The sequence below is a fragment of the Arthrobacter sp. Helios genome (assembly GCF_023167125.1).
Classification (GTDB): domain Bacteria; phylum Actinomycetota; class Actinomycetes; order Actinomycetales; family Micrococcaceae; genus Arthrobacter_B; species Arthrobacter_B luteolus.
This window is the reverse complement of record NZ_CP095402.1, coordinates 2,601,258-2,626,566: the sequence shown is the minus strand read 5'-3', so window position 1 is coordinate 2,626,566 and position 25,309 is coordinate 2,601,258. Positions and strand designations below refer to the sequence as shown.

Genomic DNA, 25,309 nt, shown 5'->3' with positions numbered 1-25,309 from the left:
CGGCCGTATGCCTCACCCCCTGAACGTCAGGTGGATCGTGCCGCTCTCCGCTGTTTCCGCACTGACGTCGTAGGCGTCTTCGAGGCCGCGGAGACCTTCCCACAGGTTGATGCCGCGCCCCAGCAGGATAGGGGCGATGCCTACGTGCAGCTGGTCGACCAGCCCGGCTTCCAGGAACGACTTAACCACCGTCGGGCCACCGCCGACCCGGATGTCCTTGCCCCCGGCAGTTTCCGTGGCCAGTTCCAGGGCTTCCTCGGGGGAGGCGGTGAGGAACTCGAATCTGGTTCCGTTAGCCATTTCGACCGGCGGGCGCGGCGTATGGGTCAGAACGTAGACCGGGACCCGGAACGGCGGCTCGTCGCCCCACCAGCCCTGCCAATCCGGATCGTCAGGGAAGTTGTGCAGGCCAAACATGCCAGCTCCCATAATTTCCGACCCGATCTGATCAAAGTAGGCCTGGGCGTACTTGTCGTCCACGCCTGTGGTCCCTTCACCGCTGGTCTCAAGCAGTACCCGCTCCCGGAAGGTCCGGGTCGCGGCATACGGGCCAACGAGCCGGCCCCAATCCTGCCCGAATGGATTCTCCGGGGTCTGGTCTGTGGTGGTGGCGTATCCGTCGAGGGAGATGTTGAGGTCAACACGAACAGCCATTGGGGGCTCCTGGGCGGCTAGGCAGAAAGTGAACCTGAGCTTACCGCCGGGACAGGATGATGCAAGGGCATCAGGATCAGTGGCCGGAACGGAGCCGTATTCCGCATTCTTTGCCGGTGGGTTTGCCCTCGAGGGTGACCTAGCAGAAGGCAACAAAAAAGGACCCGCTGAAAACAGCGGGTCCTTCATTGTTTTGGTCGGGGTGACAGGATTTGAACCTGCGACCTCGTCGTCCCGAACGACGCGCGCTACCAAGCTGCGCCACACCCCGTAACCACTGCCGGTGGAAGGTTTCCCTCCCGGCCAAGCAACTTTACAAGTGTACTCGACAACCTGCGGGAGCGCGAAATTCAGCTCCTGGGGAGGCGAAACACACTAGACGAGCGAATCCTGCCAGGCAGCGTTCAATGCTGCGAACCGTCCGGTACCGCTGGTCAGATCCTTCGGGGTGCCGTCCTCAACGACCTCGCCGTCCGCCATCACCAGCACGCGGTCGGCGATCTCCACCGTGGAAAGCCGGTGCGCGATGATCAGCGCGGTCCGGTTGCCCAGGAGGGTTTTCAGGCCCTGCTGCACCAGCCGTTCGCTGGGGATGTCCAGCGACGAGGTTGCCTCATCCAGGATCAGCACCGCCGGGTCGGCCAGGAACGCGCGGGCAAAGCTGATCAGCTGGCGCTGCCCGGCGGAGACCCGGCCGCCGCGCTTGTTCACATCGGTCTGGTACCCCTCGGGAAGCAATCCGATGAACTCGTGGGCTCCGACCGCCCGGGCCGCCGCCTCAATTTCCTCCTGCGAGGCCCCGGGTTTGCCCAGGGCAATATTCTCTGCCACCGAGCCGCTGAACAGGAACGCCTCCTGGGTCACCATCACGACGGCGCGGCGCAGGTCCCGCTGGGTCAGGTCCCGCAGGTCCACCCCGTCCAGCAGCACGGCACCGGAGGACGGGTCATAGAAGCGGGCGATCAGCTTGGCCAGGGTCGACTTGCCGGCGCCGGTCTGGCCCACCAGGGCCACCGTCTGCCCGGCAGGAATGTGCAGGTCCATCCGCGGCAGGACCACCGGGCCGTCGCCGTAACGGAACTCCACGCCGTCGAACCTCACATCGCCTTCGGCCTCCTTCAGCTCCACCGGGTGTTTCGGCGGACGCACGGTGGGTACTTCCTCCAGCAGACCGGACACCTTCTCCAGGGCGGCGGAGGCTGACTGGAAGGAGTTGTAGAACATGGCCATCTGGTCCACCGGCTGGAAGAAGCGCTTGGTGTACAGCAGCAGTGCCAGCAGCGCGCCGACTTCCATGCCGCCGTCGAGCACCCGGTAACCGCCCACCAGCAGTACCAGAGCCACCGTGGCGTTGCCGATCAGGATCAGTCCAGGCTGGAAAACGCCGTTGAGGTTGATGGAGCGCAGCGTGGCCCGGCGGTAATCCTCGGCCAGCTCGTCATTTTTCTCTGCGTTGACCTTCTCGCGGCGGAAGGCCTTCACGGCCCGGATGCCGGTCATGGTTTCGATGAAGTGCACGATCAGCCGGGCAGAGGTGACCCGGGAAGCGCGGTAGGCGATCTGGGAGCGCTTCTGGTACCAGCGTGTGAGCAGGTACATCGGTACAAAGGCGACACAAAGCAGGACCCCGGTGCGCCAGTCCAGGGCGAAGATACTGATTGCCACGAAGAGCATGTACATCGCCCCGGACGCCAGTGAGCTGATTCCGGAATCAAGCAGTTCCCGCAGTGCCTCCAGGTCAGAGGTCTGCCGCGAAATGATCCGCCCGGAGGTGTACCTTTCGTGGAATTCCAGACTGAGCCGCTGGGTGTGCCGGAAGACCCGCAGGCGCAGATCCAGCAGCATCGCCTGGCTTAGCTGCGCCGTCGACCGGACGTAGCCCGCGGTCAGGGCGGCGGCCAGCACCGCCGCGAGCAGGTACGCGCCGCCGGAGAGCAGCAGCGGAACCGAGCTCCCGCTGCGCAGGACCGGGAGGGCATGGTCGATGCCGTAGGCGATGATCGCCGGGCCGGCCACGCGGGCGGCCTGGGAAATGACCACCAGGACGATGGTGAGGATAAAGCGGCCGCGGTTGGGGCGCAGCAGGGAACGGAGCAGGGCCAGTGAACGACGGCGGACGGCTTGGTTCTCCGCCCGGTCCAGGTTGAGGTTGTCCTCGCCCGCGGTTCCGGTGGCTGCCGCCGGGCTGCCGTTCTCCCCGGGCAGGGGAGCGCCGCCGCGGCGGATGCTGAACCGGCTCACAGGACCACCTCGTCTTCGTCACCGGATTCCAGCTGGCTGTCCAGGTCCTGCGGGGTGGCGGGCAGGCTGGCGATGACATGCCGGTAATGCTCGTTTGCCGCCAGCAGTTCGGCGTGGCTTCCCACGGCCGTGATCCGTCCGCTTTCCAGCAGTGCCACCCGGTCGGCGAGGCTCACCGTTGAGGGCCGGTGCGCCACCACCAGCGTGGTGGTCTCCGCCAGGACTTCGCGCAGCCGGTGTTCCACCAGTTCCTCGGTGCGTACGTCAAGCGCGGAAAGCGGATCGTCCATGATCAGGACGCTGGGCCGCGCGGCGATGGCCCGGGCCAGGGCGATCCGCTGGCGCTGACCGCCGGAGAGGCTGAGGCCTTCCTCGCCGATCAGCGTGTCAGTACCGTCAGGAAGCGAATAGACGAACTGGGCCTGCGCCACGTCGAGGGCTTCGCGCAGCAGGAGCTCCGCCTCAGCATCAGTACCGGGATCTGCACCGAGCAGGACGTTGTCCCGGACCGAGCTGGAAAACAGGGTGGTGTCCTCGAACGCGACGGCCACAATGGAGCGCAGCTCTTCCAAAGCGTAGTCGCGGAGGTCGATGCCGTCGATCCGGGTATTCCCGCCGGTCACGTCGTACAGCCGGGGCACCAGCTGCAGCAGGGTGGACTTGCCGCTGCCGGTGATCCCAACCAGCGCCATGGTTTCGCCGGCGCGCAGGTCCAGGGTGACACCGTCGAGCACATCCGGCCGATCTCCGTCCGCATCCGGGTAGGCGAAATGGACATCCTCGAACGCCAGATGGCCGTGTACCTGCTGCGGCCGGCGGGGCTGCGCCGGATCAGCGATGGTGCGCTGGGCGTCCATGACCTCGAAGTGCCGGTCGATCGCGGTTTTCGCGGTAAGGGTCATGGAAAGCAGTGGCCCCATGGATTCGACCGGACCGGCGACGACGGCGGCGGTGGCGAAGAACGCGACCAGGGCGCCGATGCTTAGCTCCCCGGCGTTGACCAGCAGGATGCCCCAGACCAGGGACACGGCCAATGCGGCTTCCGGCAGCAGGGTGACCACCAGGGAAAACTTCGCCAGGGAGTTCGCCTTGAAGACCTCGGTCTGGCGCAGGCCCTGGGCCTGTTCCTCGAACGCGTCCAGCGCTTCCGTACTGCGGCCGAAGGCCTTGAGCACGCGGATGCCGTGGACCGATTCCTCCACGGTGGTAGCCAGGTCTCCGGCCTGGTCCTGGCTCTGCCGGGAGACCCTGCCGTAAAAGCGCCGGAACCGGAAGCCGTAGACGATGATCGGGACGGCAGCCAGGAGGAACACCAGCGCCAGCTGCCAACTGGTGAAGAACATGATGGTGATTCCGATGACCACGGTCAGGGCGGTGACGATCAGCATCATCGCGCCGAACGCCATCCAGCGGCGGATCAGGTTCAAGTCGCTCATCGCCCGGGAAAGCAGCTGGCCCGAGCCCCAGCGGTCGTGGAACGCGACCGAGAGGTCCTGCAGGTGCCGGTAGAACGAGGTGCGCAGGCCCGTCTCGACGGTGGTGGCCGGGGCAATGGCGAATTGCCGCCGCAGGGCCATAAATGCTGCTTCCAGGATGCCGAGCAGCAGCACGATGCCGGTGGCCCACCACAGTGCGGAAGACTGGGCCCCGGGCTGCAGATAGGAATTCACCAGGATCCGCAGCACCTGCGGGATGGCCAGAGCGACGATGCTGGCGCCCACGGCACAGAGGAAACCAAGGAACAGGCGCGGAAGAATCGGTTTGATGTGCGGGTACAGACGCCCCAGGGACTGCCACAAAGTTGTCTGCGGGGGCATGGATCCTCTTCGTGCCGGGCTGGCCGCACGGTGGGTGCGGACCGCGTTACCGCTCAATCGTAGGCCACGGGACCCGCGGGGCAGAACGGCGTCAGGCAGAAACGGTCGCGGATTCCGGGGCAGCACCCCGGCCCGCCGCGGCTGTTATCCGGCGGGGGGAGTGAGCGTGAGGAGCACGGCCTCGGGCCGGCATGCGAAACGAACCGGCGCGAACCGGGAGGTGCCGATGCCTGCGGAAACGTTCAACGGAACGCTCCGCCCGTTGTGCTCCCAATCAGTGAGGCCCTTGGCCCGCCAGGTCGGCAGGTCGCAGTTGCTGACCAGCGCACCGTAGCCCGGGATGCAGACCTGCCCGCCGTGGGTGTGGCCGGCGAGAATGAGTTTGGCGCCCCCGTCGGTGAAGTAATCCAGCACGCGCTGGTACGGGGCATGGGCGACGCCGATCCGCAGGTGCCGGGCGTTGTCTGAGGACGCGCTCCCGGCCGGGAAGCCAGCGTAGCGGTCGCGCTTCAGATGGGGATCGTCGACGCCGGAGAAATCCAGCCGGAGTCCGCCCAGGACCATGGACTGGTTCCGGTTGGTCAGGTCTATCCATCCTGCGTTGCCGAAGGCGGAAAACATCTGCCCGTAGGGGAGCTTCCGGGGTTCTTTGCGCAGCTTGGACGGCGAGGTGAAGTACGTGAACGGGTTCTTCAGCACCGGGGCGTAGTAGTCGTTGGAGCCCGGAACGAACACGCCTGGAAACCGCATCAGCGGCTTCAGCGACTCCAGCAGCGGCGGAATCGCCTCCAGGTGGCTGAGATTGTCCCCGGTGTTAACCACCAGATCCGGCTCAAGGTCCGCGAGCGAGCGCAGCCAGCGGGTCTTGCGGGCCTGCCCCGGCACGTAGTGGATGTCGGAAAGATGCAGGACCCGCAGGGGTTTGCTGCCCGGCGGAAGCACAGCGACAGTTTCGGTGCGGATGCCGAAGAGGTTCCGTTCAATGAGCGAACCGTAGGCGAAAGCCCCGGCGCCGGCAGCGGCCACGCTGCCGGCGGCCCAGGCCGCGGTCTTAAGCGCCGGGAAGGCGTTCCGGGTCGTCAAGGTTAGTCGTTGTCCTGGTCGTTGCCGTTGTTTCCCGGATTGTTGTTGTTGCCCGAGTTGCCGTTATTGCCGCCGTTGTTGTTGCCCGTGCCGGAATTGCTGGGCGCGGGGGTAGAACGCGGCGGTGCCGGCGTCTGGCCGATGATGCTGGCCGGCGGGTTGGTGAACGGATTGGCTTCGTACTGTCCGGCCACGCGCTGGATGAAGTTCTTCCAGGACGGACCGGCGATCAGTGAACCGTCGACCTCAGGATAGATCCGTCCGCCGATCAGCTTGTCCGACATGGTGGTGTTGTTGGCTTTCCAGTTGCCGATCCAGGTGGCGGTGGACAGCCCGGTGCTGTACCCCATGAACCAGGTCTGGGACCGGAAGTCGTTGGTGCCGGTCTTTCCCGCCGTCGGCACGCCGACCTGCAGGTTGATGCCGGAGCCGTTGGTCATCACGCGTTGGGTTGCCATGTTGACACCCTGCGCAACCTCCTTCTTCATCACCTGTTCGCAGTCCTGTTCCGGCACCGGAAGGTCGGTTCCTTCCGGGGTCTTCACGGAGACCAGGGCCCGCGGCTCGCACTTCAGGCCCTCGGCCGCGAAAGTCGCGAAACCGGTGGCCATGGACAGCGGCGAAGCGTCGCCGCCGCCACCGAAGGTGGACGGCGGATCAACCGAGAGCATTTCCCGTTCGCCGGAGGCGCCCTTGCCGTTGTGCACACCGGCGGCAAAGGCGATCTCCTGGAACTTGCAGAGATCCAGTTCCCGCGCCTCGGCCAGCGTGATCGTGTTAAAGGAGTTGGCCAGGCCGTCGATCACCGTGGTGTTTTTGTAGTTGGTGTCGCCGTAGTTGATCGGTGTCCAGGGCTCAGTGCTGACATAGGCACCGCCGTAGCAGCTGGCATTCCAGCGGGTCCCGGCGGGGTAGGTGCGCTTGCTGCCGTTGAGCGTGGTGTTCAGCGTCTTGCCGGCATCGAGCCACGCGGCGACGGTGAACGGTTTGTAGGTTGAGCCGGGCTGGAACCCGCCCAGGCCGTTGAGGTACTTGTTTGGATCGCCGTCCTGGTACGCGTCCACGTTGAAGTTCTGCACGGAGTTTCCGTCGGCCAGCTCAGGCGTGAACCGCGTGTTCTGTGCCATCACCTTGATGGCGCCGGTGCCCGGCTCGACGCTGACCATGGAGTGGCCGATCTCCGCGTCGGTGGTGTCCGGGTTAGCGGTCTCGTTGATCGCGGTCTGTGCCGCGTTCTGCAGGACCGGGTCCAGCGTGGTGTTGATGCTCAGGCCGCCGCGGTACAGCAGCTTGTTCCGGTCGTCGTAGGTGGCACCGTAGCGCTCGTCGTTGAGCACCAGCTGCTTGACGTAGTCACAGAAGTAGGGTGCTTGCTCGGCGCCGACACAGCCGTTGAGGACCGGAGTCAGGTTCAGTTCCAGTCCGGTGGCAACCGCGGCGTCGTGCTCCTCCTGCGTGATGCGGCCCTTATCCAGCATGGCGTTCAGCACCAGGTTCCGGCGCTCCAGCGAACGCTCCGGATTCAGCTCCGGACTGTAGTACGTGGGGCCGTTCACGACGCCGGCCAGCAGTGCGGACTGGGCGATGCTCAGGTCCTTGGCATCCACGTTGAAGAAGTACTTCGACGCCGCCTGGACGCCGAACGTGGTTCCGCTGAACGGGACGATGTTGAAGTAGCCCTCAAGGATCTCGTCCTTGCTCAGTTCCTTTTCGACGGCGATGGCCAGCTTGATTTCGCGCAGCTTGTCGCCGACAGTCTTCTGCCCGCTGAAGACGACTTCGCCGCCCTCCTGCATGTTGGTATCGATGATCACGTTGTTCACGTACTGCTGGGTGATCGTCGAGGCACCGCGGGTCCGGTCGGAGGTGACGTTGGAGATGACGGCGCTGAAGATGCCCTGCAGGTCCACGCCGCCGTGCTCGTAGTACCGGTCATCTTCAATCGCGAGCATCGCGTCCACCATGTGGGGCGACACCTCATCGAGGGTGACCGGCTGCCGGTTCTCCTCATAAAGCGTCGCGATCAGCGAACCGTCATTGGCATAGATCTTGGAGGGCTGTGCCAGGGCACCGCGCTGCAGCTCAGACGGCAGCTGGTCGAAGAACTGCAGCGAACCGGAGGCAGCCGTGCCGGCAGCAGCAGCTGCGGGAACCAGCAGTCCGGCGGCGAGAACACCGCACAGCGTGCTCACACCAAAGAAAGCGACAATTTTGCCCAGCGTGGTAGCCGTGTCAAAAAAAGGAGATTTGCGAGCTGCCATGCCGATCAGTCTACAAGCACACGCTAGTCTTTGGATCATGAGCAAATGGGAATACTTCATCACACCGCTGCCCCTCCATACTCCGGGCGCGGTCCTGAACATGCACGGCGAAGAAGGCTGGGAGCTCGTGCAGATCACCCCGGCCCCCAACGGCACCGGTGCCGTGGCCTACATGAAGCGGGAGAAAGCCTGATGAGCGCCGGACCGGAGGCTGTTTCCGCCGTCGAGCGCCGCCTGGCTGAACTGGGCCTGACACTCCCCGGCGTGGCGGCACCTGTCGCTGCCTACGTTCCGGCGGTTGTGACTGGAAACCATGTCTACACCTCGGGCCAGCTGCCGTTTATTGACGGTGCGCTGCCCGCATCCGGCAAGGTCGGCGCGGAAGTCTCCGCCGAGGACGCGAAAGCGTATGCAGCCCGCTGCGCCGTGAACGCCCTTGCCGCGATCAAGGCACAAATCGGCGACCTTGACCGGGTGACCCGGATCGTCAAGGTTGTTGGCTTCGTGGCATCGGACCCGTCCTTCACCGGACAGCCCGGCGTCATTAACGGTGCCTCCGAACTGTTCGCCCAGGTCTTCGGCGAGGCTGGCAGCCATGCCCGTTCCGCCGTCGGCGTTGCCGTACTTCCGCTGGATGCACCGGTGGAAGTGGAAGTGATCGCTGAATTTGCCTAGTTTTCCCACCCGCTACTTCCAGTTGCCTCCGTGGCAGGAGGCAGCAGCTGAAAGCTGGTTCGAACGCGGCGAAACCGCTCCGCGCAAACCGCGGCCGGCGTCGTCGGTACTGCTGCTGCGCGACTCCCGCGAGGGCGCGGAAACGTTCCTGCGGTACCGCGGCGGCGAGTCACCGCTGGGGAAGATAGCCTTCCCCGGCGGCAGCCTGGAACCCGCCGACGACGATCCCGTGGCCTGGTACGGTCCGTCACCCTCGGACTGGGCCAAAGCCCTGGGCATGGATGATCCGCAGCAGGCCAGGCGGCATGTGGTGGCGGCGATCCGCGAGCTGTTCGAAGAGACCGGGGTGCTGCTGGCCGGACCGGATTCGTCCACGCTGCTGGAGAGCAACCGCGGACCGGACTGGATGGCGGCACGCGTGGGCATTGCCGCCGGGGAGAAGTCCTTCCCGGAGCTCCTTGCCCGCCGCGGGCTGGGACTGCGCACCGACCTGCTGCGGGCGCTTTCCAACTGGCGGACAGCGGACTTTGCGCTTCGCCGCTTTGACACCCGCTACTTCGCCGCCGTCCAGCCCATCGGACAGGAAACCTCCCTGCTCGAGGGCAAGGGTGTGTGGGGCCAGTGGTGCATTGCGGCCCGTGAAGCCGAGCGGCAGAACACCACCGGGCTCGGCGACGAGGTCGGCCAGCCGGATACCGTCGGTTTGACGCTGGAACAGCTCACCGTTCCGGCGGTGCTGCTGATGATCGAGAAGCTGGCGAAAGCCCGCGGCTGCATCGCCTACCTGGCGCACCGCCGGCCCACCGCTGTGTACCAGCCGGAACTGGTCGAAGCAGACGGAAAGTACGTCCTGCAGGTCACCGGCACCGATACGGCCGAAGGCTCCGGCCAGCGCGGACGCTGATCATCCGGACAGCAAAACGGCACCGTTTCCCTCCGGGGAAGCGGTGCCGTTCTGGTCTGCGGTACGGGGCTTAGCGGGAGCGCTGGCGCAGCCGCTGTACATCCAGGATGACGACGGCGCGGGCTTCGAGCCGCAGCCAGCCGCGCTGGACGAACTCCGCCAGGGCCTTGTTCACGGTCTCCCGTGAAGCGCCAACCAGCTGCGCCAGCTCTTCCTGGGTCAGCTCGTGGGCCACCAGGATGCCGTCGGTCGCCGGGCGTCCGAAGCGGTCGGCAAGGTCCAGCAGGGCCTTGGCAACGCGGCCCGGAACGTCCGAGAAGACCAGGTCAGCCAGGGACTCGTTGGTGCGCCGCAGCCGGCGGGCCAGGGCCTGCAGCAGCTGGACGGAAACCTCGGGGCGGGTCTCGATCAGGGCACGCAGGTTCTCGTGCCGCAGCCCGGCCAGGCGGGTCTCCGACACAGCGGTGGCCGTGGCGGTCCGGGGGCTGGGGTCAAACAGGGCCATCTCGCCAAACAGCTCGCCCGGGCCGAGAATAGCCAGCAGGTTCTCGCGGCCGTCCGGGGCTGAACGCCCCAGCTTGATCTTTCCGGACACGATGAAATACAGCTGGTCACCCTGGTCGCCCTCGCGGAAGACAGAGGCTCCGCGCGAAAGATCGACCTCGGTGAGCTCGTCGGTCAGAGCGGCGAAGACGTCGTCTCCCAGTGAGGCGAACAAAGGCGCACGGCGCAATACCTCGATATCCATGAAATCTCCTGTAAATAGTTGTCGCTTGTACTATCTTGCCGCACTGAACGTCCATGTGACACCCGTAATAGCGTTGTTCGCCCTCGGATGATAAAAAGCCCAACGGCGTTGTGGCCCGGGCAACACCGCCGTGGAATCGTCGGCACTGCCCGCTAGACTCGTGGATCAAGGGGCTCAGCCTGGCAGCCGCACGCGTAATTACATCCTATTGGAGCTCTTTGTGCTCGGACTCACCGTTCTGGACATCATCCTGCTGCTTGCCCTGGTTTTCTACCTTGTCTCCGGCCTGCGCAACGGACTGGCCGTAACTCTTGGCGGCATCGTAGGCTTCGTTGCCGGTGCCGCGGCTGCCTTCTTTGCCATTCCGCTCGTCTCCGGCTGGGTACCGGACGAAGGCTGGCGGCTGGCAGCGGTGATAGCAACCGCCGTCGTGCTGGTCTTGGTGGGTCATGCGGCCGGCGCGGCACTGGGCGCAGGAGTCCGGCGCTGGTTCAACTTTGCGCCGCTGCGCGCCCTGGACCGGATCCTGGGCGGGGCGCTGAACGTCCTGGTGGCGGCGCTGGTGATGTCCATGCTGGCGTTCAGCATCGGCACGCTGGGCATGCCGTTCCTGTCGCAGCAGATCGCGTCCTCCCGTGTCCTGACCGCGATTGAGGCGGTGACGCCGACTCCGGTCAAGACCTGGGCCGCTCAGATCCGTTCCTTCACGCTTGCGGAAGGCCTGCCCCGGATTTTCGACGGCGCTGCCCCGCAGGCAGCGGAGATCCCGGCCGAAGGCATCAGCTCCGAGGCACTGACTGCCGCCTCCGGCTCCGTCCTGAAAATCACCGGCACGGCGTTCCAGTGCGGGCAGAATCAGACAGGTTCCGGATTCGTTATCGCCGAGGACCGGGTGGTCACCAACGCGCATGTGGTCGCCGGGGTCAGCGAACCCGTGGTCCAGGTGCCCGGCGGCGGCGTACGCCCGGGCAAGGTGGTGCACTTCGACCCGGCGCGGGACCTGGCGGTGATTGCGGTGGAGAACCTCGGCGCAGATCCACTCCGGCTCGGAGAGGAACTTCCCACCGGAACCACGGCTGCCTTCGCGGGGTATCCGGCCGGCGGCCCGTTCAGGCTGCAGCCGGCCATGGTCCAGAACCTGGGCGACGTCTCGGTCCGCAGCATTTACGGCACCTCACCGGAGATCCTGGAGGTGTACACCCTGGCGGCAAACGTGCAGCAGGGCAACTCCGGCGGACCGCTGCTGGACATCGACGGGCGGGTTGCCGGCGTGATCTTCGCCAAGACCACCAGCGAGCAGCCGATCGGCTACGCGCTGTCCCTGGCCGAGCTGGGGCCGATCGCCGAAGCGGCGCCGGACTACGTGAGCCCGGTGTCTCCCGGCGAGTGCATCAGCGAGTAGCCGCGGGCCGCTGCCGCAGGTTTGTTACTGCTCTGCCTTGGCGTCCAGCGACTCAGCGAGGTACTCCACGGCCATCCGGTAGCCGGCAATTCCAGCACCGCAGATCACGACCTCTGCCACCGCGGAGACAAACGAGTGGTGGCGGAACTCTTCCCGCTGGTGGATGTTGCTCAAATGCACCTCCACGACGGGCAGCCCCACGCCGGACAGCGCATCCCGCAGCGCCACTGACGTATGGCTGTAGGCGGCGGGGTTGATGACGATGGCGTCCGCGAGTCCCGGCGCACCGTGGATCGCATCGAGCAGGTCGCCCTCGTGGTTGGACTGGATGCAGTCCACGGTCCAGCCGTGCGCCTGGGCGGCGGCGACGGCCGCGGCTTCGACGTCGTCCAGGGTGCCGGTGCCGTAGACGGCAGGTTCGCGGGTGCCCAGCAGGTTCAGGTTCGGGCCGTTCAGGACCAGGAGGTTGCGGGTGCGTTCGGTAGTCATGGGATCAACTATGCCGCAACCGGAGTTCCGGCTTCGGCCAGCGCCCGGGCCCGGGTCATCCGGCCCGCTGCCAGTGCGCCGCCGATGGTGATCAGGGACATCAGCGCCAGCACCGCGCCGGGATGCCACCAGGCCGCCCCGGTGGCATTGGAGAAGAGCTGCGTGACCGCCGGGGTGAACCCGGCCGCGATTCCTGCGAAGCTGTACGCCAGGGACATGGCGGTGAAACCCGTGCGTGCCGGGAACAGATCCGCCATCAGCCCGCCCAGTGCTGCCCAGGCCGCCGTCGGGAAGATGCCGCCGATCAGGATGGTGAGGATGTACACCGGCTGGTTGGCGATGCTGATCAGGTAGTACAGCGGGAAGGAAATCAGCAGGGTGCAGGCTGCGCCTGCGGCCACCACCTTCGCCGAACCGATTTTGGTGGCCAGGTAGCCGAAGGCCGGAATAGTGGCCAGCTGCAGGATCGAGCCTACGAGCGCTGCGTTCAGGACGGTGGACTCGGACAGCCCCAGTTCAGACACACCGTAGGCCTGGGTGTAGGTGGTCATCAGGAAGTAGGATCCGATGCCCAGCAGTGCGGCGGCCATGGCGATGACGACGGCGGCGCGCTGGGTGCGGAGCACCTCGAGGACCGGGACCCGGGCCACCTGATGGTGCTCGGCGACGTCCTTGAAGACCGGAGTTTCATCGATGGCCAGGCGGAGGTAGAGCGCCACGGCCATAAACGGGAAGGCCAGCAGGAACGGGATGCGCCAGACGCCGGCTTCCATGGCTTCGGGGGAGACCTGGGTGAGGATCAGGAACGTTGCGGTGACCATGATCGTGCCGACCGGGGAACCGATCTGGGGGATCGCGGCGAAGAGGGCGCGTTTCCTGGGTTCGGCGTGTTCGCTGGCGATCAGGACGGCGCCGCCCCATTCACCGCCCACGGCCAGGCCCTGGAGCAGGCGCAGGGTCACCAGCAGGACCGGTGCCCAGACGTCGATGGTGCTGTAATCCGGGAGCAGGCCGATCACCCCGGTGGCCACACCCATCAGGACGATGGTGTAGATCAGCGACTTCTTCCGTCCGATCCGGTCACCGATGTGTCCGAAGAGCACGGCCCCCAGCGGCCGGGCGATGAACCCCATGCCGAGGGACAGAAAGGCCAGGAGTGTTCCGGTCAGCGGGTCCACGGCCGGGAAGAACACCCGGTTCAGGATCAGCGCGGCGGCGGTGCCGAAGACATAGAAGTCATAGGATTCCAACGCGGTTCCAACAAAGGAGGCACCGGCAACCCTGCGGGCCATCCGCGCACGCTGGGCGGGGTTCACTGCTGTGGAGGTTGTAGACACAACTGCTGATTGTGCTAGCTGCGGAGGGGTTTCGCCACTTGATGAGCCCAACGTCACGATTCTTCGCGCCAGCTTGATTTCGTCCCCGTTCCACACTCCGGCCTGTGGGGATGCCTTCGGGTCAGGCGTCTAGGCAGTGACGGACTCCGGCGTGTGCAGCCGCAGGACTGCCCGGCCGGCCTGCAGCATGGCAGCACCCGCACCGCCCGGTTCTGAGACGTATCCGTGCACCATGGCGCCGTCGCGCAGCATAACCAGCTGGCTGGCGGCGGCTTCCGGATCCGCAGCGCCCAGGCGGGCCACCAGCCCTGCCACCAGGGTGTGGAACCAGATGCGGTGCCGGTCGACGGCGGCACGCACCGGATGGCCCGGATCCGGGTATTCAGCCGCAGCGTTGATAAAGGGACAGCCGCGGAAACCCGGACGGCAGGCTTCCTCGCCCATGGCGGCTGCGAGGCCGGTGAGGGCCTCGCAGGGATCGTCCGGAAGCCGGCCAGCGGCCTCACGGATCCGCCGGGACTGCTCATCCAGGTACGCAGCCACCAGATCGTCCTTCGTGGGGAAGTGCCGGTAGAAGGTCACCTTGGTGGTGCCCGCCGCAGCGATGATCTTGTCCGCGCTCACTGCCCGGATGCCCTCGCGGTAGAAGAGCGTGCCGGCGGTGTCCAGGAGGCGCTCCCGGACGGGCCGGCTCTTGGCGGGATTGTCGGGTGCCATGGATGGGGCCTCCTGTGATCATTGGCTTTAAGTAGACGTACTAGTTAGTCTACTTGGTGAACGGCGGGTAGTCCCGCCCTCGCTGCAACCACTTCCTACCCCAAGGAGTTTCCATGAGTGCCCTTTACACAGCAGTTGCCACAGCCACCGGCGAAGGCCGGGACGGCGCGGCCCGCAGCAGCGACGGGCTGCTCGACGTGGAGCTGGCCGTGCCGAAGGAAATGGGCGGGACCGGGGGCGCCACCAACCCGGAGCAGCTTTTCGCCGTTGGTTATGCTGCCTGCTTCCACTCCGCACTGAAGCTGGTCGCCCGCCGGGCCAAGGTGACGATCAGCGACAGCGCCGTCACCTCGGAGGTGAGCATCAATCCCACCGCGGAGGGTGGCTTCCAGCTCGCCGTTGCCCTGCATGCGGAGATGTCCGGTGTGGACCAGGCCATGGCGGACAAACTCGTTGAAGAAGCCCACCAGGTGTGCCCGTACTCCAATGCGACCCGCGGCAACATTGAGGTGGAGGTGGACGCCGTCGTCGGCTGACCACGTCTTCCACGCATTAAACGAAGGTGCCCCTTCCCGGTTGGGAAGGGGCACCTCTCGTTTAGTACAGGGCGGCTGGCGGCGCCGGCTACTTCCGCAGTGACTCCGCGATCTGGGACATCACGGTGTTGTCCGCCAGTGTGCTCGAATCGCCGGGCTCGCGGCCCTCGGCCACATCCTTGAGCAGGCGCCGCATGATCTTGCCGGAGCGGGTCTTCGGCAGTTCGGGGACCACCAGGATGTGCCGAGGCTTGGCGATCGGGCCGATCTCCTTGCCCACGTGGTTGCGCAGGGTGGCGACGATATCGTCGTCGTCCTTGGCACTGCCGCGCAGGATGACGAACGCGACCACGGCCTCGCCGGTGGTTTCGTCGGTAGCGCCGACCACGGCAGCCTCCGCCACAGACGGATGGCTGACCAGGGCGGACTCGATCTCGGTGGTGGAGAGCCGGTGACCGGACACATTCATCACGTCATCCACCCGGCCGAGCAGCCAGATATCGCCGTCCTCGTCCTTCTTGGCGCCGTCACCGGCGAAGTACATGTTGTCGAAACGGGACCAGTAGGTCTCCTTGAACCGCTCCGGGTCTCCCCAGATGCCGCGCAGCATGGCAGGCCACGGCTCGCGGATCACCAGGAAACCGCCGGAGCCGTCCGGAACCGATTCGCCCATCTCATCCACCACGTCCACGGTGATCCCCGGGACCGGCACCTGCGCGGAGCCGGGCTTGGTGGCCGTGATGCCGGGCAGCGGGGTGATCATGTGGGCGCCAGTTTCGGTCTGCCACCAGGTGTCGACGATCGGAGCCGGGGTTTCCTTCTTCCCGCCGTTGCCGCCGATCACCGTGCGGTACCACATCCAGGCTTCCGGGTTGATGGGCTCGCCCACGCTGCCGAGCACGCGGATGGAATCCAGGTTGAACTTGCCCGGGATATCCCGTCCCCACTTCATGCACGTGCGGATCGCAGTCGGAGCCGTGTAGAGGATGCTGACCTTGTACTTCTCCACGAGTTCCCACCAGCGGCCCTGATGCGGGCTGTCCGGGGTGCCCTCGTACATCAGCTGGGTGGCGCCGTTGATCAGCGGGGCGTACGTGACATAGCTGTGGCCGGTGACCCAGCCGATGTCCGCGGTGCACCAGTAGACATCGGTCTCGGGCTTGAGGTCGAAGGTTGCCCGGTGGGTGAACGCGGTCTGCGTCAGGTAGCCGCCGGTGGTGTGCAGGATGCCCTTGGGTTTTCCGGTGGTGCCCGAGGTGTACAGGATGAACAGCGGGTGCTCGGAATCGTGCGGCACAGCGGTGTGCTCGGCGCTCGCGGAGGAGACGACGTCGTCCCACCACACATCGCGGCCCTCGGTCCATTCCACCGGCTGGCCGTTGCGCTTGACGACGACGACGTGGCCAACCGTGTGGCCGTCCTTCCGCAGCGACTCATCCACCGCAGGCTTGAGCTGGCTCGGCTTGCCGCGCCGGTAGGAGCCGTCAGCTGTGACGACCAGCTTGGCTTCGGCGTCGTCGATCCGGCTGCGCAGTGCGTCGGCGGAGAAGCCGCCGAAGACCACCGAGTGGACGGCGCCAATCCGGGCGCAGGCCAGCATGGTGATGACCGCTTCGGGGATCATCGGCAGGTAGACGGCTACCCGGTCGCCCTTGCTTACGCCGAGGGATTCGAAGGCATTGGCGGCCTTCTTGACCTCCTCGGTGAGTTCCGCATAGGTGTAGGTGCGGGTGTCTCCGGGTTCACCCTCAAAGTAGATGGCGACGCGGTCGCCCCGGCCTTCCTCGACATGGCGGTCCAGGGCGTTGTAGGCAGCGTTGAGCTTGCCGCCCACAAACCACTTCGCGAACGGGGCGCCGGTCCAGTCCAGGGTCTGGGTGAAATCTTCGTCCCAGGTCAGCAGCTGACGCGCCTGCTTGGCCCAGAACTCCGGACCTTCGGCGGCAGCCTCCTCGTACAGTTCAGGCTGTGCCACTGCGGCTGCGGAAAATTCTGCGCTCGGCGGAAAACTGCGGTGCTCATGGTACAGGTTCTCCAGTGCGTCACCATGCTGTTTGACCGGAAGCTGATCAGACATCGCGGACCCTTTCGGTTGGCTCGAACCCGGCCTGAAGCCGGGCTGGCGCCCGGCCGGCGGGGGTTATTCGGATGTTCTCCTAACCCTAACGCGGCTGGAACAATGTTGTGGCACCGCTCACACCGGCCGCCGTGAAGCGCGGTAATTATGCGGTAAACGGTAGGGTCCGCAGGCTGCCGGAGACGTGATCCGGGTAGTCTGTCCTGCCGCCGTTGACTAGGCTGTCACTGAAAGCAATCCGCTTGTGGCCCTGCGCATGCGGTGTCCTGCACGGTCGGCGCACCCGCCTTCCGGTTGGCTGCTGTCGGAACGGAGACCAGAATGAACCATCCCCATGTCGAGAACGAGGCCAGCACAAACGTGAACGCGCCAGCGCCGCGGCAGGCCTCGGCGGAGGGAACCCGGCAGCAGGCTGTCGCCGGTCCGTTCGGGCTGCGTGACATCGTGGTGGGTTCCGCCGTCCTGGTGATGCTGGTGGGCAGCGTACTGCCCTTCACCATTGGCAGCGGACTGAACCTGTGGACCGCCTTCAGCCTCTTCTACGTTGGCATCGGCATCATCATGCCCCTGCTTGCCGCGGGCCTGTTTATCGCCCGGCGCCTGGCCCCGGACATGAAGCTGCGGGTCGGCTCGCTGTCGGTGGACCAGTTCGCCTCCGTGATAGCCGTGCTGGCCGTAATCTTCTTCTTCCTGCAGCTGGTCTACGTCTTCAGCATTGGCTCACTGATCGGGCTGATCGGTTCAATAGTGCTGGTGGCGGCAACAACCTTCGCTCCGCACATTCCTCCCTTCTCGGAAGACTTCCAGGGCCGCACGGAAATTCCGGCCCACCCGGTGGCTCGGGACGCCGCTCCGCTGCACCGCGCGCCTAAGCCTGTTCCGGCTCCCAAGCCTGAGGGTCCCGCCGCGGGAGCGCCCGCCGCCCCGGCTGCCGCCGGCACGTTTGGCCGCAACCCGGCCGGAGCTGCCCACACAGGGGCTGCCCAGACAGGTGCCGGCCAGGCAGGTTCCGGCCAAGCCGCTGCCGCGCCCGAAGCGCGAGACCAGAGCCGTCCCGCCTTCAACGCCGGGCACGGAGAAAACCGCGCTGACACCGGGCGGCCCGCCCAGACCGGCGCTGACCAGCAGCACACCGCTGGAACCGGCGCCGCAGGCCTGGCCGGCGCTGCTGCGGGCACTGCCTCTGCGGCGGGTACCCCTGCAGGTGCAGGTGCCCAGGCCTCCGCGGCATCGCCGTCGGACGCGGCCCAGCACAGGCCCGCCGCCGAATCCCAGGCACCGGCCGGGGAGTCCCTGCCGGCCACCACGGTAAACCCTGCCGTCGCGTCCGGCGCGGCGTCCTCCAGCCAGCCGGCCACGCAGGCCCAGGAGTCCATCTCCGCCACCCGCGAAGAGAATGAAAACGTGGTGGAGGCCTTCTGGTTCGCAGTCGGCACCCCGCGCCAGATTGTTGACGAGCGCACCGGCCTGCCGCTGTTTATGTTCTACCCGGGCGACTGGGAGCTGGGACTGGAAGACCGCGGCCACGAATTCCTGGTCCAGGACAAGCGCACAGGCCGCATCGGCGTGCTGCGGGACCTCACCAACATCGAGCGCGTCAGCGACGACAACTCCGGGCACTAAACCCTTGCCGATGCCCCGGTGCGCCCTCCGCTGCGAGGGCGCACCGGGGCATCGCTGACTGTGAAGGACACGAATCCCATGGCAACCGGCAACGATGCCTCCCTGCTGGCCCTGAAGCGCCGGGCCCGGAAGATCAACCGGCTGCTGGGGGAGCTCTACCCCTATGCGGTCGCCGAACTGGACTTCACGAACGCGTTTGAACTCCTCATCGCCACCGTGCTCTCGGCGCAGACCACCGACGTAAGGGTCAACGCAGTCACCCCGGTCCTCTTCGCCCGGTATCCCAACCCGCAGGCCCTGGCGGAAGCCGACGAGTCCGAACTGCAGGAACTGATCCGGCCCACGGGATTCTTCCGCGCCAAGTCCGCGGCCATCAAGAAGCTGGCAACCCAGATTGTCGATGACTACGACGGCGAGGTGCCGGACAAGCTCGAGGACCTGGTCAAGCTGGCCGGCGTGGGGCGCAAGACGGCGAACGTGGTGCTGGGTAACGCCTTCGGAGTTCCCGGCATCACCGTGGACACCCACTTCCTCCGGCTTTCCAAGCGGTTTGGCTGGACCACGTCCAAGGACCCGGTGAAGGTTGAGGAGGACGTTGCTCAGCTCTTTGAGCCCAAGGACTGGACACCGCTGTCCAACCGGGTTGTTTTCCACGGCCGCCGGGTATGCCACGCCAAAAAACCGGCCTGCGGAGTCTGCGCCGTCGCCCAGCTGTGCCCGTCCTTCGGCGAAGGCGAAACCGATCCGGAGAAGGCACGCAAACTGCTCAAGTATGAGCTGGCTCCGGGGCGCGAGGAACTTCTGGCACGAATGCTGGCCTCGGAGACCCGGGCCGAGCTGCGTGCTGCCGGCTACGGCCTCGAAGCATGAGTGCCCAGGCACAGCTGGAAGCCTTCGGCGCGCTGGTCACGGCGGGACGGGCCAGCCTCAGCGCGGACCTGCGTTTCCTAACCCGCGCCGTCGATCCTGCCCAGGCCCGGCCGGCTGCGGTCCTGATCCTGTTCGGCGTGCTGGACGAGGATCCCGCAGGGTTCCACGCTGACGCCGTGCCCGATGACCTCGACGTGCTGTTCGTGGAGCGGGCCGCTACGCTCAACGCGCATCCCGGGCAGGTTGCCTTCCCCGGCGGCGGCGTGGACGAAGCCGACGCCGATCCGGTTGCCGCTGCGCTGCGGGAAGCCAACGAGGAGACCGGCCTGGACCCTGCCGGCGTGCGGGTGTTGGGCACGCTGCCGCAGGTGGGCCTGCCGGTGAGCAATTTCCTGGTCACACCGGTTCTGGGCTGGTGGGACCGCCCCACCCCGGTGGACGTGGTGGACGAAGCTGAATCGGCCTCCGTCTTCCGGGTTCCGGTGGCGGACCTGCTGAACCCGGCAAACCGGCGCACCACTGTGGTGGCCCGCGGCGGGCAGGAGCACCGCGGGCCGGCGTTCCTGGTGAACGGCGTGGTGGTCTGGGGGTTTACGGCCTTGATCCTCGACAACCTGTTCAACCAGCTGGGCTGGACCCTTCCCTGGGACAGCTCGCAGGAAATGGTGCCTGATTTCTAGCTACTTCGCCTCGGCGTAGGAATCGACCACGGTGGCGACCACCGGGAATTCGAGCGGTATCTTCCCGAAGAGCAGCTCCGTGGCCTCCGCCGCAGCAGCTTCCACAATCACGGCCGCCTCTTGGGCGCGTTCCCCGGGAACGTGCAGCATCACTTCGTCGTGCAGGAAAAACACCAGCTGCCCCGCAGGCGACGTGCGTGACGCCGCCCGCAGCCGGCGTCGTATCCCCGCCAGCCAGCAGGTGGCCCACTCCGCCGCGGTTCCCTGAACCACAAAGTTCCGGGTAAACCGGCCCCGAGACCGGGCCAGGTTATCTGCCCGGCGCTGCTCCTCCGCGGACGCGGACTGCTGGGAACGGAACCAGGCTTCGGACTCCGGCGGCGTGCTCCGCCCGAGGTGGGTGGAGACGGTCTTCCCGGCCTCGCCCGTGCGTGCTGCGCGTTCAACGACATCGATCGCCCGCGGATACGTCCTGGTCAGCACCGGCATCAACCGGCCGGCCTCTCCACTGGTGGCACCGTACATCGCGCCGAGCATCGCGATCTTCGCCAGCGAACGATCCCCGTTGAAACCCTGGTCAGCGATGCCCTGATAAAGGTCCTTGCCGCGGGCCGCGGCGGCCAGCGTGCTGTCCTGGCCCAGAGCGGCCAGCACCCGCGGCTCCAGCTGGGCTGCGTCGGCGACCAGGAGCTTGTACCCGGGATCCGCGCGGACCGCGTCGCGGACGTTCTTGGGGATTTGCAGCGCGCCACCGCCACGGGAGGACCAGCGGCCGGACACCACTCCGCCCACCACATATTCGGTACGGAACCGTCCGCCGTCCACCCACTCATCCAGCCAGGACCACCCGTTGGCTGAGAGCAGCCGGGAGAGCTTTTTGTAGCGCAGCAGCGGTTCGATCGCGGGATGGTGGTGCTCCTGCAGTTCCCAGATCCGGGTAGTGCGGACCTCGATGCCGGCCCGGTGCAGGGCACGGAGCAGTTCCTGAGGCGAATCGGGATTGAAGGTGGGATTACCGAGTTTTTCGCGCAGTTCAGCGGCCAGGGCATCCAGCTTTGCCGGGCGCTGGCCTTCCGGAGGGCGGGGGCCCAGCTCCGCCTGGAGCATGGCCTCATGCAGATCGCGGCGCCAGGGAATGCCGGCGTGCTCCATCTCGGCGGCGACCAGCCCGCCGGCGGACTCAGCGGCGAGCAGCAGGCTCAGGCGGCGGCGTTCCGGGGAACCGGCGACGGCGGCGAGCTGGTCCCGCAGCTCGGCCCCGAGATCTTCCACCGGGACGGCGCGCTCTGGACCTGGGCCTGCATCGAATCCATCGATGCCTTCGAACAGTGATCCCTGGTCCGGGGACGGCTGCAGCGGCAGGAGCTGCCGCGGAGCGGGATCGGCTTCCGGCGCGCTGGCCTCGGCCCGGAGCCGCTCAATATAGGGCGTGGCCGCAGCGAACTCCGAGTTGCGCAGGATTTCCCGCACCAGGCTGAGATCATGGCTGCGCTCCACGCTGATACCCGCCTGCAGCAGGGAGCCATAGGTTTCCCGGGTGCGGTGCCAGACCCAGCGGACCGGTTGCCCCTCCGCGGTGGCTACCGCCTGCGCCAGGCCGGAGCCCGGGACGACGGCGGCGGGTGCTGATGGTGTGCCGCTGGCGTCCGTCGGCTGCATGACCCAGGAACCCGGGGCTGCTGCTGCCGGGTCTGCTGCCGGCGCGAGGAGGATGTACACCTCCTTATTCTCGCCCGTCCGGCGGGCGGCCCTGGACACGGCCGGGCCCGTGGCCGAAGGCTGCGGACAGGAATGGTCCGCATTAGGCGGTGGGCGGGCCCGGGTGGGGAGAATCCGGTGCGGGGGCCGGGGCGGGGGAACGCGGGGCGCGGCACTGTTCCTCCACAAGGGCGCCTCGAACGGCTGAACGCGCGTCCGGCTGCACAGATCCTGCTCTCGCAGCTGGCGGATTGTCCCGGACCGGGCAGATTCAACCCATGACTGACACCATGCTTTGGCTCCCGGAACGGCAGCGGCGAGGCACTTCTCCCGGACAGGTGCCCCGGGGGCGGGACGAACCGGGGACAGCCGCCGTCGTACTGGTCAAGCCGGGTGAACAGCGGCTGCAGGATGAGGCCGCCCGGATAGCGGTCGCGGCGGGCGTGGAGCTGATTCTGGCGGAGGACCTTGCCGGTGCCCTGCGGCATTCGTGCGGGACCGTGCTTATCGCCGCGGATGGACTGGTCCGCGACGGGCATTCGCTGGCGCCGCTGCGGGGCATCGAAACCATCTGTATCGGATTCGAGTCCGACCGTCCCTGGATCCACGCGGCACGCTGCGCCGTGGACCGGGTCGTCGTCCTTCCGGATGGCGGAACCTGGCTGGCAGAGTACCTGGCCCGCAGGAACGGGCCCACCGGCTCTGTTATCGGTGTGGCGGGCACCTTCGGCGGATCGGGCGGATCGACTTTGGCCTGCCTGCTTGCACAGGAAGCGGCAGCCCGGGGGAGCAGTGTCCTGCTGGCGGACGCGGATCCATCCGGTGCCGGCTTGGAACACCGGCTGGGCGCGGGTGCGTCCACGGGTCTGCGCTGGAAGGATCTTGCCGAAGTCAGGGGCACGGTGAATCCCGCACAGCTGGTTTCCGCCCTGCCGGCAGCGGGCGGATTCTCCCTGCTGACACACCCGGCGGGGGAGCCTCCGCCGTCAGATCTTGACCGCGAGGTGCTCCCCTCTGTGCTGCAGGCCGCGCGGGCTGGATTTGATCTGACGTTCCTTGACCTCGGGTCCTGTCCAGCTGCCCGGTCGCCGGCGCTGGCCCAGTGCGATGTGGTGCTCGCTGTCCTGGCTGGCCGTGCGCAGCTGCTGCTGGCCGCCCGGTCCTGGTGGGCCTCGCTCCGTGCCGATCCCCCGGAAACGTTCGCCGTTGTCCGGGGTCCGCTGGGGGAGGGACTGGACGAAGTCCGCGTCTCGGAGGTTGTTGGCCTGCGGCTGGCCGGTTACGTGCCGTGGGTGCGTGCGCTCAGCCCGGCTTCTGACAACGGAAGGCTCCTGGAGCTGCGGCGGCGCAGGCTGCGTTCCGCATTGGTCCGGATCCTCCGGGAAATCGATCCCGTGCTGCCGGGGATGCCGTGAAAGAGCCCGGCAGCCGCAGACAGGCCCGGCACGGCACGGCCGGAACCTACAGTGCGGCCGGAACCTACAGCCCTGATCCCGAAGGACGGGACCTGATTGAGGAGATCCGGGCGGGAGTCCTGTCAGGTGGAGTTCCGGTCACCGGAGCCACGCTCGCGGATGCCGTTTTCTCCAGCGGCCGCCTGCTCGGCTCTGAAGGCGGCAGGCTGGCCGTGGACCGGGTTCGTGCCGACCTGCAGGGACTCGGCCCGTTGCAGCCCCTTCTGCAGCCCGGGGTAACCGACATCCTGGTCAACGGGCCCAACCAGGTATGGACCGACAGCGGGCAGGGCCTCGAACGGAGCAATGTCCGGTTCAGCACTGATTCGGAGGTGCAGGCTTTGGCGACCAGGCTGATCGCTGCCGGAGGGCGGCGGCTGGATGATTCCTGTCCCTGCGCAGATGTACAGCTGAACGGGTACCGCGTGCATGCGGTCCTTCCACCGGTTTCCACCGGGGCGACGCTGCTGTCCATCCGTCTGCGGTCCCCGCGCAGCTTTCGGCTCGAAGAGCTCGAAGCCGGCGGCATGCTGACGGAAGGCCTCGCAGAAGTGCTTCGGAAAATGGTCACCGGACGGCTGAACTTCCTCATCAGCGGAGCCACCGGCACGGGCAAGACGACTCTCCTTTCCGCCCTTCTCTCCTTGTGCGGTCCGGCCGAACGCCTGGTCCTGATTGAAGACGCCGCTGAACTGGATCCCGTGCACCCCCACGTTGTCGGCCTGCAGACCCGGCACAGCAACATCGAGCGGGCCGGATCTGTGGATCTGGCAGACCTGGTGCGCCAGGCCATGCGCATGCGGCCGGACCGGCTGGTGGTGGGGGAATGCCGGGGTGCGGAAGTGCGCGAACTGCTTGCTGCGATGAACACCGGGCATGACGGGGCAGGCGGAACCATCCACGCGAATTCCGCGTCCACCGTTCCCGCGCGGTTGGCAGCCCTGGGAGCCCTGGCGGGAATGAGCGGCCGGGCCTTGGCTCTGCAGGCGGCGGGAGCGCTTGACGCCGTCGTGCACCTGGAACGTTCCCCGGCCGGGCGCAGGGTGGCGGAGATAGCCGTCCTGTCCTCGAACGGCGGGGAACTGTCCGCAGTGACGGCGCTGACCCGCGGGCCGCGGGGAATGAGCCGGCACCCTGGCTGGGAACAGCTGCAGGAGCGGCTCGGAGCCGGGGGAGGAAGCATATGACGCACGGCAGGCCGGTCCGGCTTGCCCCGGGCTGCCGGCAGGACCCGGCGTGATGGCTGGGGGACTGGTAGCCCTGCTGCTCGCAGCCGCCTGGCTGGTACTTCTCGGCGGATGCCGGAACCAGCTAAGGATCCTGCAACCACTCCCTGGCCGCGGGGCGGGTTCCCAGTCTGGTCCGCCGGGGCCGGAGGCGTCATTTGGCGGTTCCCCACGGATGGGGCAGGTGCAGGCCGCACGGCTGAAGGCGGGGAGCCGGGAGGAGGAGCTGCACCGGCTCCCGCTGCTGGTGCATCAGCTGGCCGGTCTGCTGAAAGCCGGCCGGGCCCCGGGCGAGCTGTGGGCAGACGCAGCCCGGTTGAGCCGGGAAAGCGCGGGCCCGGTGGGCCGGGGGACTCTGGACGGGGGAAAGGAAGCAGCGGTCCTCGAGTCTGCCGCACGCGCGGCTGCGCTTGGTCTCAGCCCGGTGCCCATGCTGCGGGCAGCAGCCCGCTCGGCCCGGAGCATTGAAGCCATGGTGTGGCACGACCTCGCCGCCTGCATGCATTCCTCCGAACGCAGTGGTGCCCCGCTCGCCGGGATCCTGGAGCGGTACGCCCATGGTCTGGAATCCGTCTTGGATGCCCGGGCGGCGAGGGCAACGGCGCTGTCCGGGCCGAAAGCGACCATCCGGGTCCTAACCTGGCTGCCGGCCGCCGGTTTGGGAATGGGCTATGTGCTTGGCGCGGATCCCCTGACCGTGCTCGCCCAGACACCTGTCGGGTGGGGAGCGGCGGCGGCGGGCGCAGGCCTGGCCCTTGCCGCGCGGATCTGGACCAGGCTTCTGGTCCGCCGGGCGGCCGGACCGGAACCGGCGTGA

The 25,309-nt window shown here is 67.0% G+C and carries 22 protein-coding genes and 1 tRNA gene; 11 read left to right on the top strand and 12 right to left on the bottom strand.

The features are described 5' to 3' along the window. Positions 1 to 12 precede the first annotated feature (12 nt). The 6 genes from ArtHe_RS11880 to ArtHe_RS11855 all read right to left on the bottom strand — a co-directional run bounded on the left by ArtHe_RS11880 (position 13) and on the right by ArtHe_RS11855 (position 8,056). The gene (locus ArtHe_RS11880; RefSeq protein ID WP_248317072.1) at positions 13 to 654 is read right to left on the bottom strand and encodes a dihydrofolate reductase family protein; all 642 of its coding nucleotides are present in this window, start codon (positions 652 to 654) and stop codon (positions 13 to 15) included. A gap of 194 nt (positions 655 to 848) precedes the next feature. Beyond that, positions 849 to 925: transfer RNA gene (locus ArtHe_RS11875), tRNA-Pro, on the bottom strand. Between the two features lie 104 nt (positions 926 to 1,029). After that, the gene (locus ArtHe_RS11870; RefSeq protein WP_248319780.1) at positions 1,030 to 2,859 is read right to left on the bottom strand and encodes an ABC transporter ATP-binding protein; all 1,830 of its coding nucleotides are present in this window, start codon (positions 2,857 to 2,859) and stop codon (positions 1,030 to 1,032) included. Between the two features lie 32 nt (positions 2,860 to 2,891). Beyond that, the gene (locus ArtHe_RS11865; RefSeq protein WP_248317071.1) at positions 2,892 to 4,712 is read right to left on the bottom strand and encodes an ABC transporter ATP-binding protein; all 1,821 of its coding nucleotides are present in this window, start codon (positions 4,710 to 4,712) and stop codon (positions 2,892 to 2,894) included. Positions 4,713 to 4,856: 144 nt separating this feature from the next. Next, a complete protein-coding gene (locus ArtHe_RS11860; protein ID WP_248317070.1) occupies positions 4,857 to 5,795 on the bottom strand; it encodes a metallophosphoesterase in 939 nt (312 codons plus the stop codon). 2 nt (positions 5,796 to 5,797) lie between these two features. Beyond that, complete coding sequence (locus tag ArtHe_RS11855; RefSeq protein WP_248317069.1) at positions 5,798 to 8,056, bottom strand: transglycosylase domain-containing protein; 2,259 nt, start codon at positions 8,054 to 8,056, stop codon at positions 5,798 to 5,800. Positions 8,057 to 8,093: 37 nt separating this feature from the next. On the opposite strand from ArtHe_RS11855, the gene ArtHe_RS11850 reads away from it, so the two are divergent. From ArtHe_RS11850 to ArtHe_RS11840, 3 genes are read left to right on the top strand one after another with little or no spacing between them, the layout of a single operon-like run. After that, positions 8,094 to 8,249 carry a DUF4177 domain-containing protein gene (locus tag ArtHe_RS11850; RefSeq protein ID WP_151723881.1) on the top strand — a complete coding sequence of 52 codons (156 nt, stop codon included), beginning with the start codon at positions 8,094 to 8,096 and terminating at the stop codon, positions 8,247 to 8,249. After that, complete coding sequence (locus ArtHe_RS11845) at positions 8,249 to 8,731, top strand: RidA family protein (RefSeq protein ID WP_066296567.1); 483 nt, start codon at positions 8,249 to 8,251, stop codon at positions 8,729 to 8,731. Before ArtHe_RS11850 ends, ArtHe_RS11845 begins: the two co-directional genes overlap by 1 nt. Next, positions 8,724 to 9,635 carry an NUDIX hydrolase gene (locus ArtHe_RS11840; protein WP_248317068.1) on the top strand — a complete coding sequence of 304 codons (912 nt, stop codon included), beginning with the start codon at positions 8,724 to 8,726 and terminating at the stop codon, positions 9,633 to 9,635. The genes ArtHe_RS11845 and ArtHe_RS11840 overlap by 8 nt, the downstream gene beginning before the upstream one ends. Positions 9,636 to 9,705: 70 nt before the next feature. Here ArtHe_RS11840 and ArtHe_RS11835 read toward each other — a convergent pair whose 3' ends face one another. Then, positions 9,706 to 10,383 (bottom strand): Crp/Fnr family transcriptional regulator, encoded by a 678-nt coding sequence (locus tag ArtHe_RS11835; RefSeq protein ID WP_055239104.1) that lies wholly within the window; start codon positions 10,381 to 10,383, stop codon positions 9,706 to 9,708. A 220-nt stretch (positions 10,384 to 10,603) separates the two neighbouring features. Between ArtHe_RS11835 and ArtHe_RS11830 the strand changes: the two genes are divergently transcribed. Next, entirely contained in the window at positions 10,604 to 11,785 is a 1,182-nt protein-coding gene (locus ArtHe_RS11830) for a MarP family serine protease (RefSeq protein ID WP_248317067.1), read from the top strand. Positions 11,786 to 11,809: 24 nt separating this feature from the next. Here the strand turns inward: ArtHe_RS11830 and aroQ are convergent, their stop codons facing one another. From aroQ to ArtHe_RS11815, 3 genes are all read right to left on the bottom strand, one after another. Continuing rightward, positions 11,810 to 12,274: a type II 3-dehydroquinate dehydratase gene (aroQ, locus tag ArtHe_RS11825; RefSeq protein ID WP_066296561.1), complete on the bottom strand. Its 465-nt coding sequence runs from the start codon at positions 12,272 to 12,274 to the stop codon at positions 11,810 to 11,812. An 8-nt stretch (positions 12,275 to 12,282) separates the two neighbouring features. Beyond that, positions 12,283 to 13,611, bottom strand: a complete 1,329-nt coding sequence (locus tag ArtHe_RS11820; protein WP_248317066.1) for an MFS transporter — start codon at positions 13,609 to 13,611, stop codon at positions 12,283 to 12,285. Positions 13,612 to 13,740: 129 nt separating this feature from the next. Next, positions 13,741 to 14,328 (bottom strand): TetR/AcrR family transcriptional regulator, encoded by a 588-nt coding sequence (locus ArtHe_RS11815; RefSeq protein WP_248317065.1) that lies wholly within the window; start codon positions 14,326 to 14,328, stop codon positions 13,741 to 13,743. A 113-nt stretch (positions 14,329 to 14,441) separates the two neighbouring features. Here ArtHe_RS11815 and ArtHe_RS11810 point away from each other — a divergent pair, with 113 nt between their 5' ends. Further along, entirely contained in the window at positions 14,442 to 14,864 is a 423-nt protein-coding gene (locus ArtHe_RS11810) for an organic hydroperoxide resistance protein (RefSeq protein WP_248317064.1), read from the top strand. A gap of 88 nt (positions 14,865 to 14,952) precedes the next feature. On the opposite strand, the gene acs is transcribed toward ArtHe_RS11810, so the two are convergent. Then, positions 14,953 to 16,941: an acetate--CoA ligase gene (gene acs / locus ArtHe_RS11805; RefSeq protein ID WP_066296551.1), complete on the bottom strand. Its 1,989-nt coding sequence runs from the start codon at positions 16,939 to 16,941 to the stop codon at positions 14,953 to 14,955. 321 nt (positions 16,942 to 17,262) lie between these two features. On the opposite strand from acs, the gene ArtHe_RS11800 reads away from it, so the two are divergent. The 3 genes from ArtHe_RS11800 (at position 17,263) to ArtHe_RS11790 (ending at position 20,114) form a co-directional block, all read left to right on the top strand. Further along, positions 17,263 to 18,564 carry a hypothetical protein gene (locus ArtHe_RS11800; protein ID WP_248317063.1) on the top strand — a complete coding sequence of 434 codons (1,302 nt, stop codon included), beginning with the start codon at positions 17,263 to 17,265 and terminating at the stop codon, positions 18,562 to 18,564. 78 nt (positions 18,565 to 18,642) lie between these two features. Further along, complete coding sequence (nth, locus tag ArtHe_RS11795; protein ID WP_248317062.1) at positions 18,643 to 19,434, top strand: endonuclease III; 792 nt, start codon at positions 18,643 to 18,645, stop codon at positions 19,432 to 19,434. Then, positions 19,431 to 20,114, top strand: coding sequence for a CoA pyrophosphatase (locus tag ArtHe_RS11790; RefSeq protein ID WP_248317061.1), 684 nt, complete (start codon positions 19,431 to 19,433; stop codon positions 20,112 to 20,114). Before nth ends, ArtHe_RS11790 begins: the two co-directional genes overlap by 4 nt. Here the strand turns inward: ArtHe_RS11790 and ArtHe_RS11785 are convergent, their stop codons facing one another. Continuing rightward, positions 20,115 to 21,833, bottom strand: coding sequence for a bifunctional 3'-5' exonuclease/DNA polymerase (locus tag ArtHe_RS11785; RefSeq protein ID WP_282568687.1), 1,719 nt, complete (start codon positions 21,831 to 21,833; stop codon positions 20,115 to 20,117). Positions 21,834 to 22,090: 257 nt separating this feature from the next. Between ArtHe_RS11785 and ssd the strand changes: the two genes are divergently transcribed. The 3 genes from ssd to ArtHe_RS11770 all read left to right on the top strand — a co-directional run bounded on the left by ssd (position 22,091) and on the right by ArtHe_RS11770 (position 25,309). Then, complete coding sequence (ssd, locus tag ArtHe_RS11780; protein WP_083521389.1) at positions 22,091 to 23,227, top strand: septum site-determining protein Ssd; 1,137 nt, start codon at positions 22,091 to 22,093, stop codon at positions 23,225 to 23,227. Positions 23,228 to 23,319: 92 nt separating this feature from the next. Beyond that, positions 23,320 to 24,453: a TadA family conjugal transfer-associated ATPase gene (locus ArtHe_RS11775; RefSeq protein ID WP_066297081.1), complete on the top strand. Its 1,134-nt coding sequence runs from the start codon at positions 23,320 to 23,322 to the stop codon at positions 24,451 to 24,453. Between the two features lie 223 nt (positions 24,454 to 24,676). Further along, positions 24,677 to 25,309, top strand: a complete 633-nt coding sequence (locus ArtHe_RS11770; protein WP_248317060.1) for a type II secretion system F family protein — start codon at positions 24,677 to 24,679, stop codon at positions 25,307 to 25,309.

Coding starts and splice junctions, on each gene's coding strand:
- ArtHe_RS11880 (WP_248317072.1), bottom strand. CDS start 654: ATGGCTGTTCGTGTTGACCTCAACATCTCCCTCGACGGATACGCCACC.
- ArtHe_RS11865 (WP_248317071.1), bottom strand. CDS start 4,712: ATGCCCCCGCAGACAACTTTGTGGCAGTCCCTGGGGCGTCTGTACCCG.
- ArtHe_RS11855 (WP_248317069.1), bottom strand. CDS start 8,056: ATGGCAGCTCGCAAATCTCCTTTTTTTGACACGGCTACCACGCTGGGC.
- ArtHe_RS11850 (WP_151723881.1), top strand. CDS start 8,094: ATGAGCAAATGGGAATACTTCATCACACCGCTGCCCCTCCATACTCCG.
- ArtHe_RS11845 (WP_066296567.1), top strand. CDS start 8,249: ATGAGCGCCGGACCGGAGGCTGTTTCCGCCGTCGAGCGCCGCCTGGCT.
- ArtHe_RS11835 (WP_055239104.1), bottom strand. CDS start 10,383: ATGGATATCGAGGTATTGCGCCGTGCGCCTTTGTTCGCCTCACTGGGA.
- aroQ (WP_066296561.1), bottom strand. CDS start 12,274: ATGACTACCGAACGCACCCGCAACCTCCTGGTCCTGAACGGCCCGAAC.
- ArtHe_RS11815 (WP_248317065.1), bottom strand. CDS start 14,328: ATGGCACCCGACAATCCCGCCAAGAGCCGGCCCGTCCGGGAGCGCCTC.
- ArtHe_RS11810 (WP_248317064.1), top strand. CDS start 14,442: ATGAGTGCCCTTTACACAGCAGTTGCCACAGCCACCGGCGAAGGCCGG.
- acs (WP_066296551.1), bottom strand. CDS start 16,941: ATGTCTGATCAGCTTCCGGTCAAACAGCATGGTGACGCACTGGAGAAC.
- ArtHe_RS11800 (WP_248317063.1), top strand. CDS start 17,263: ATGAACCATCCCCATGTCGAGAACGAGGCCAGCACAAACGTGAACGCG.
- nth (WP_248317062.1), top strand. CDS start 18,643: ATGGCAACCGGCAACGATGCCTCCCTGCTGGCCCTGAAGCGCCGGGCC.
- ArtHe_RS11790 (WP_248317061.1), top strand. CDS start 19,431: ATGAGTGCCCAGGCACAGCTGGAAGCCTTCGGCGCGCTGGTCACGGCG.
- ssd (WP_083521389.1), top strand. CDS start 22,091: ATGACTGACACCATGCTTTGGCTCCCGGAACGGCAGCGGCGAGGCACT.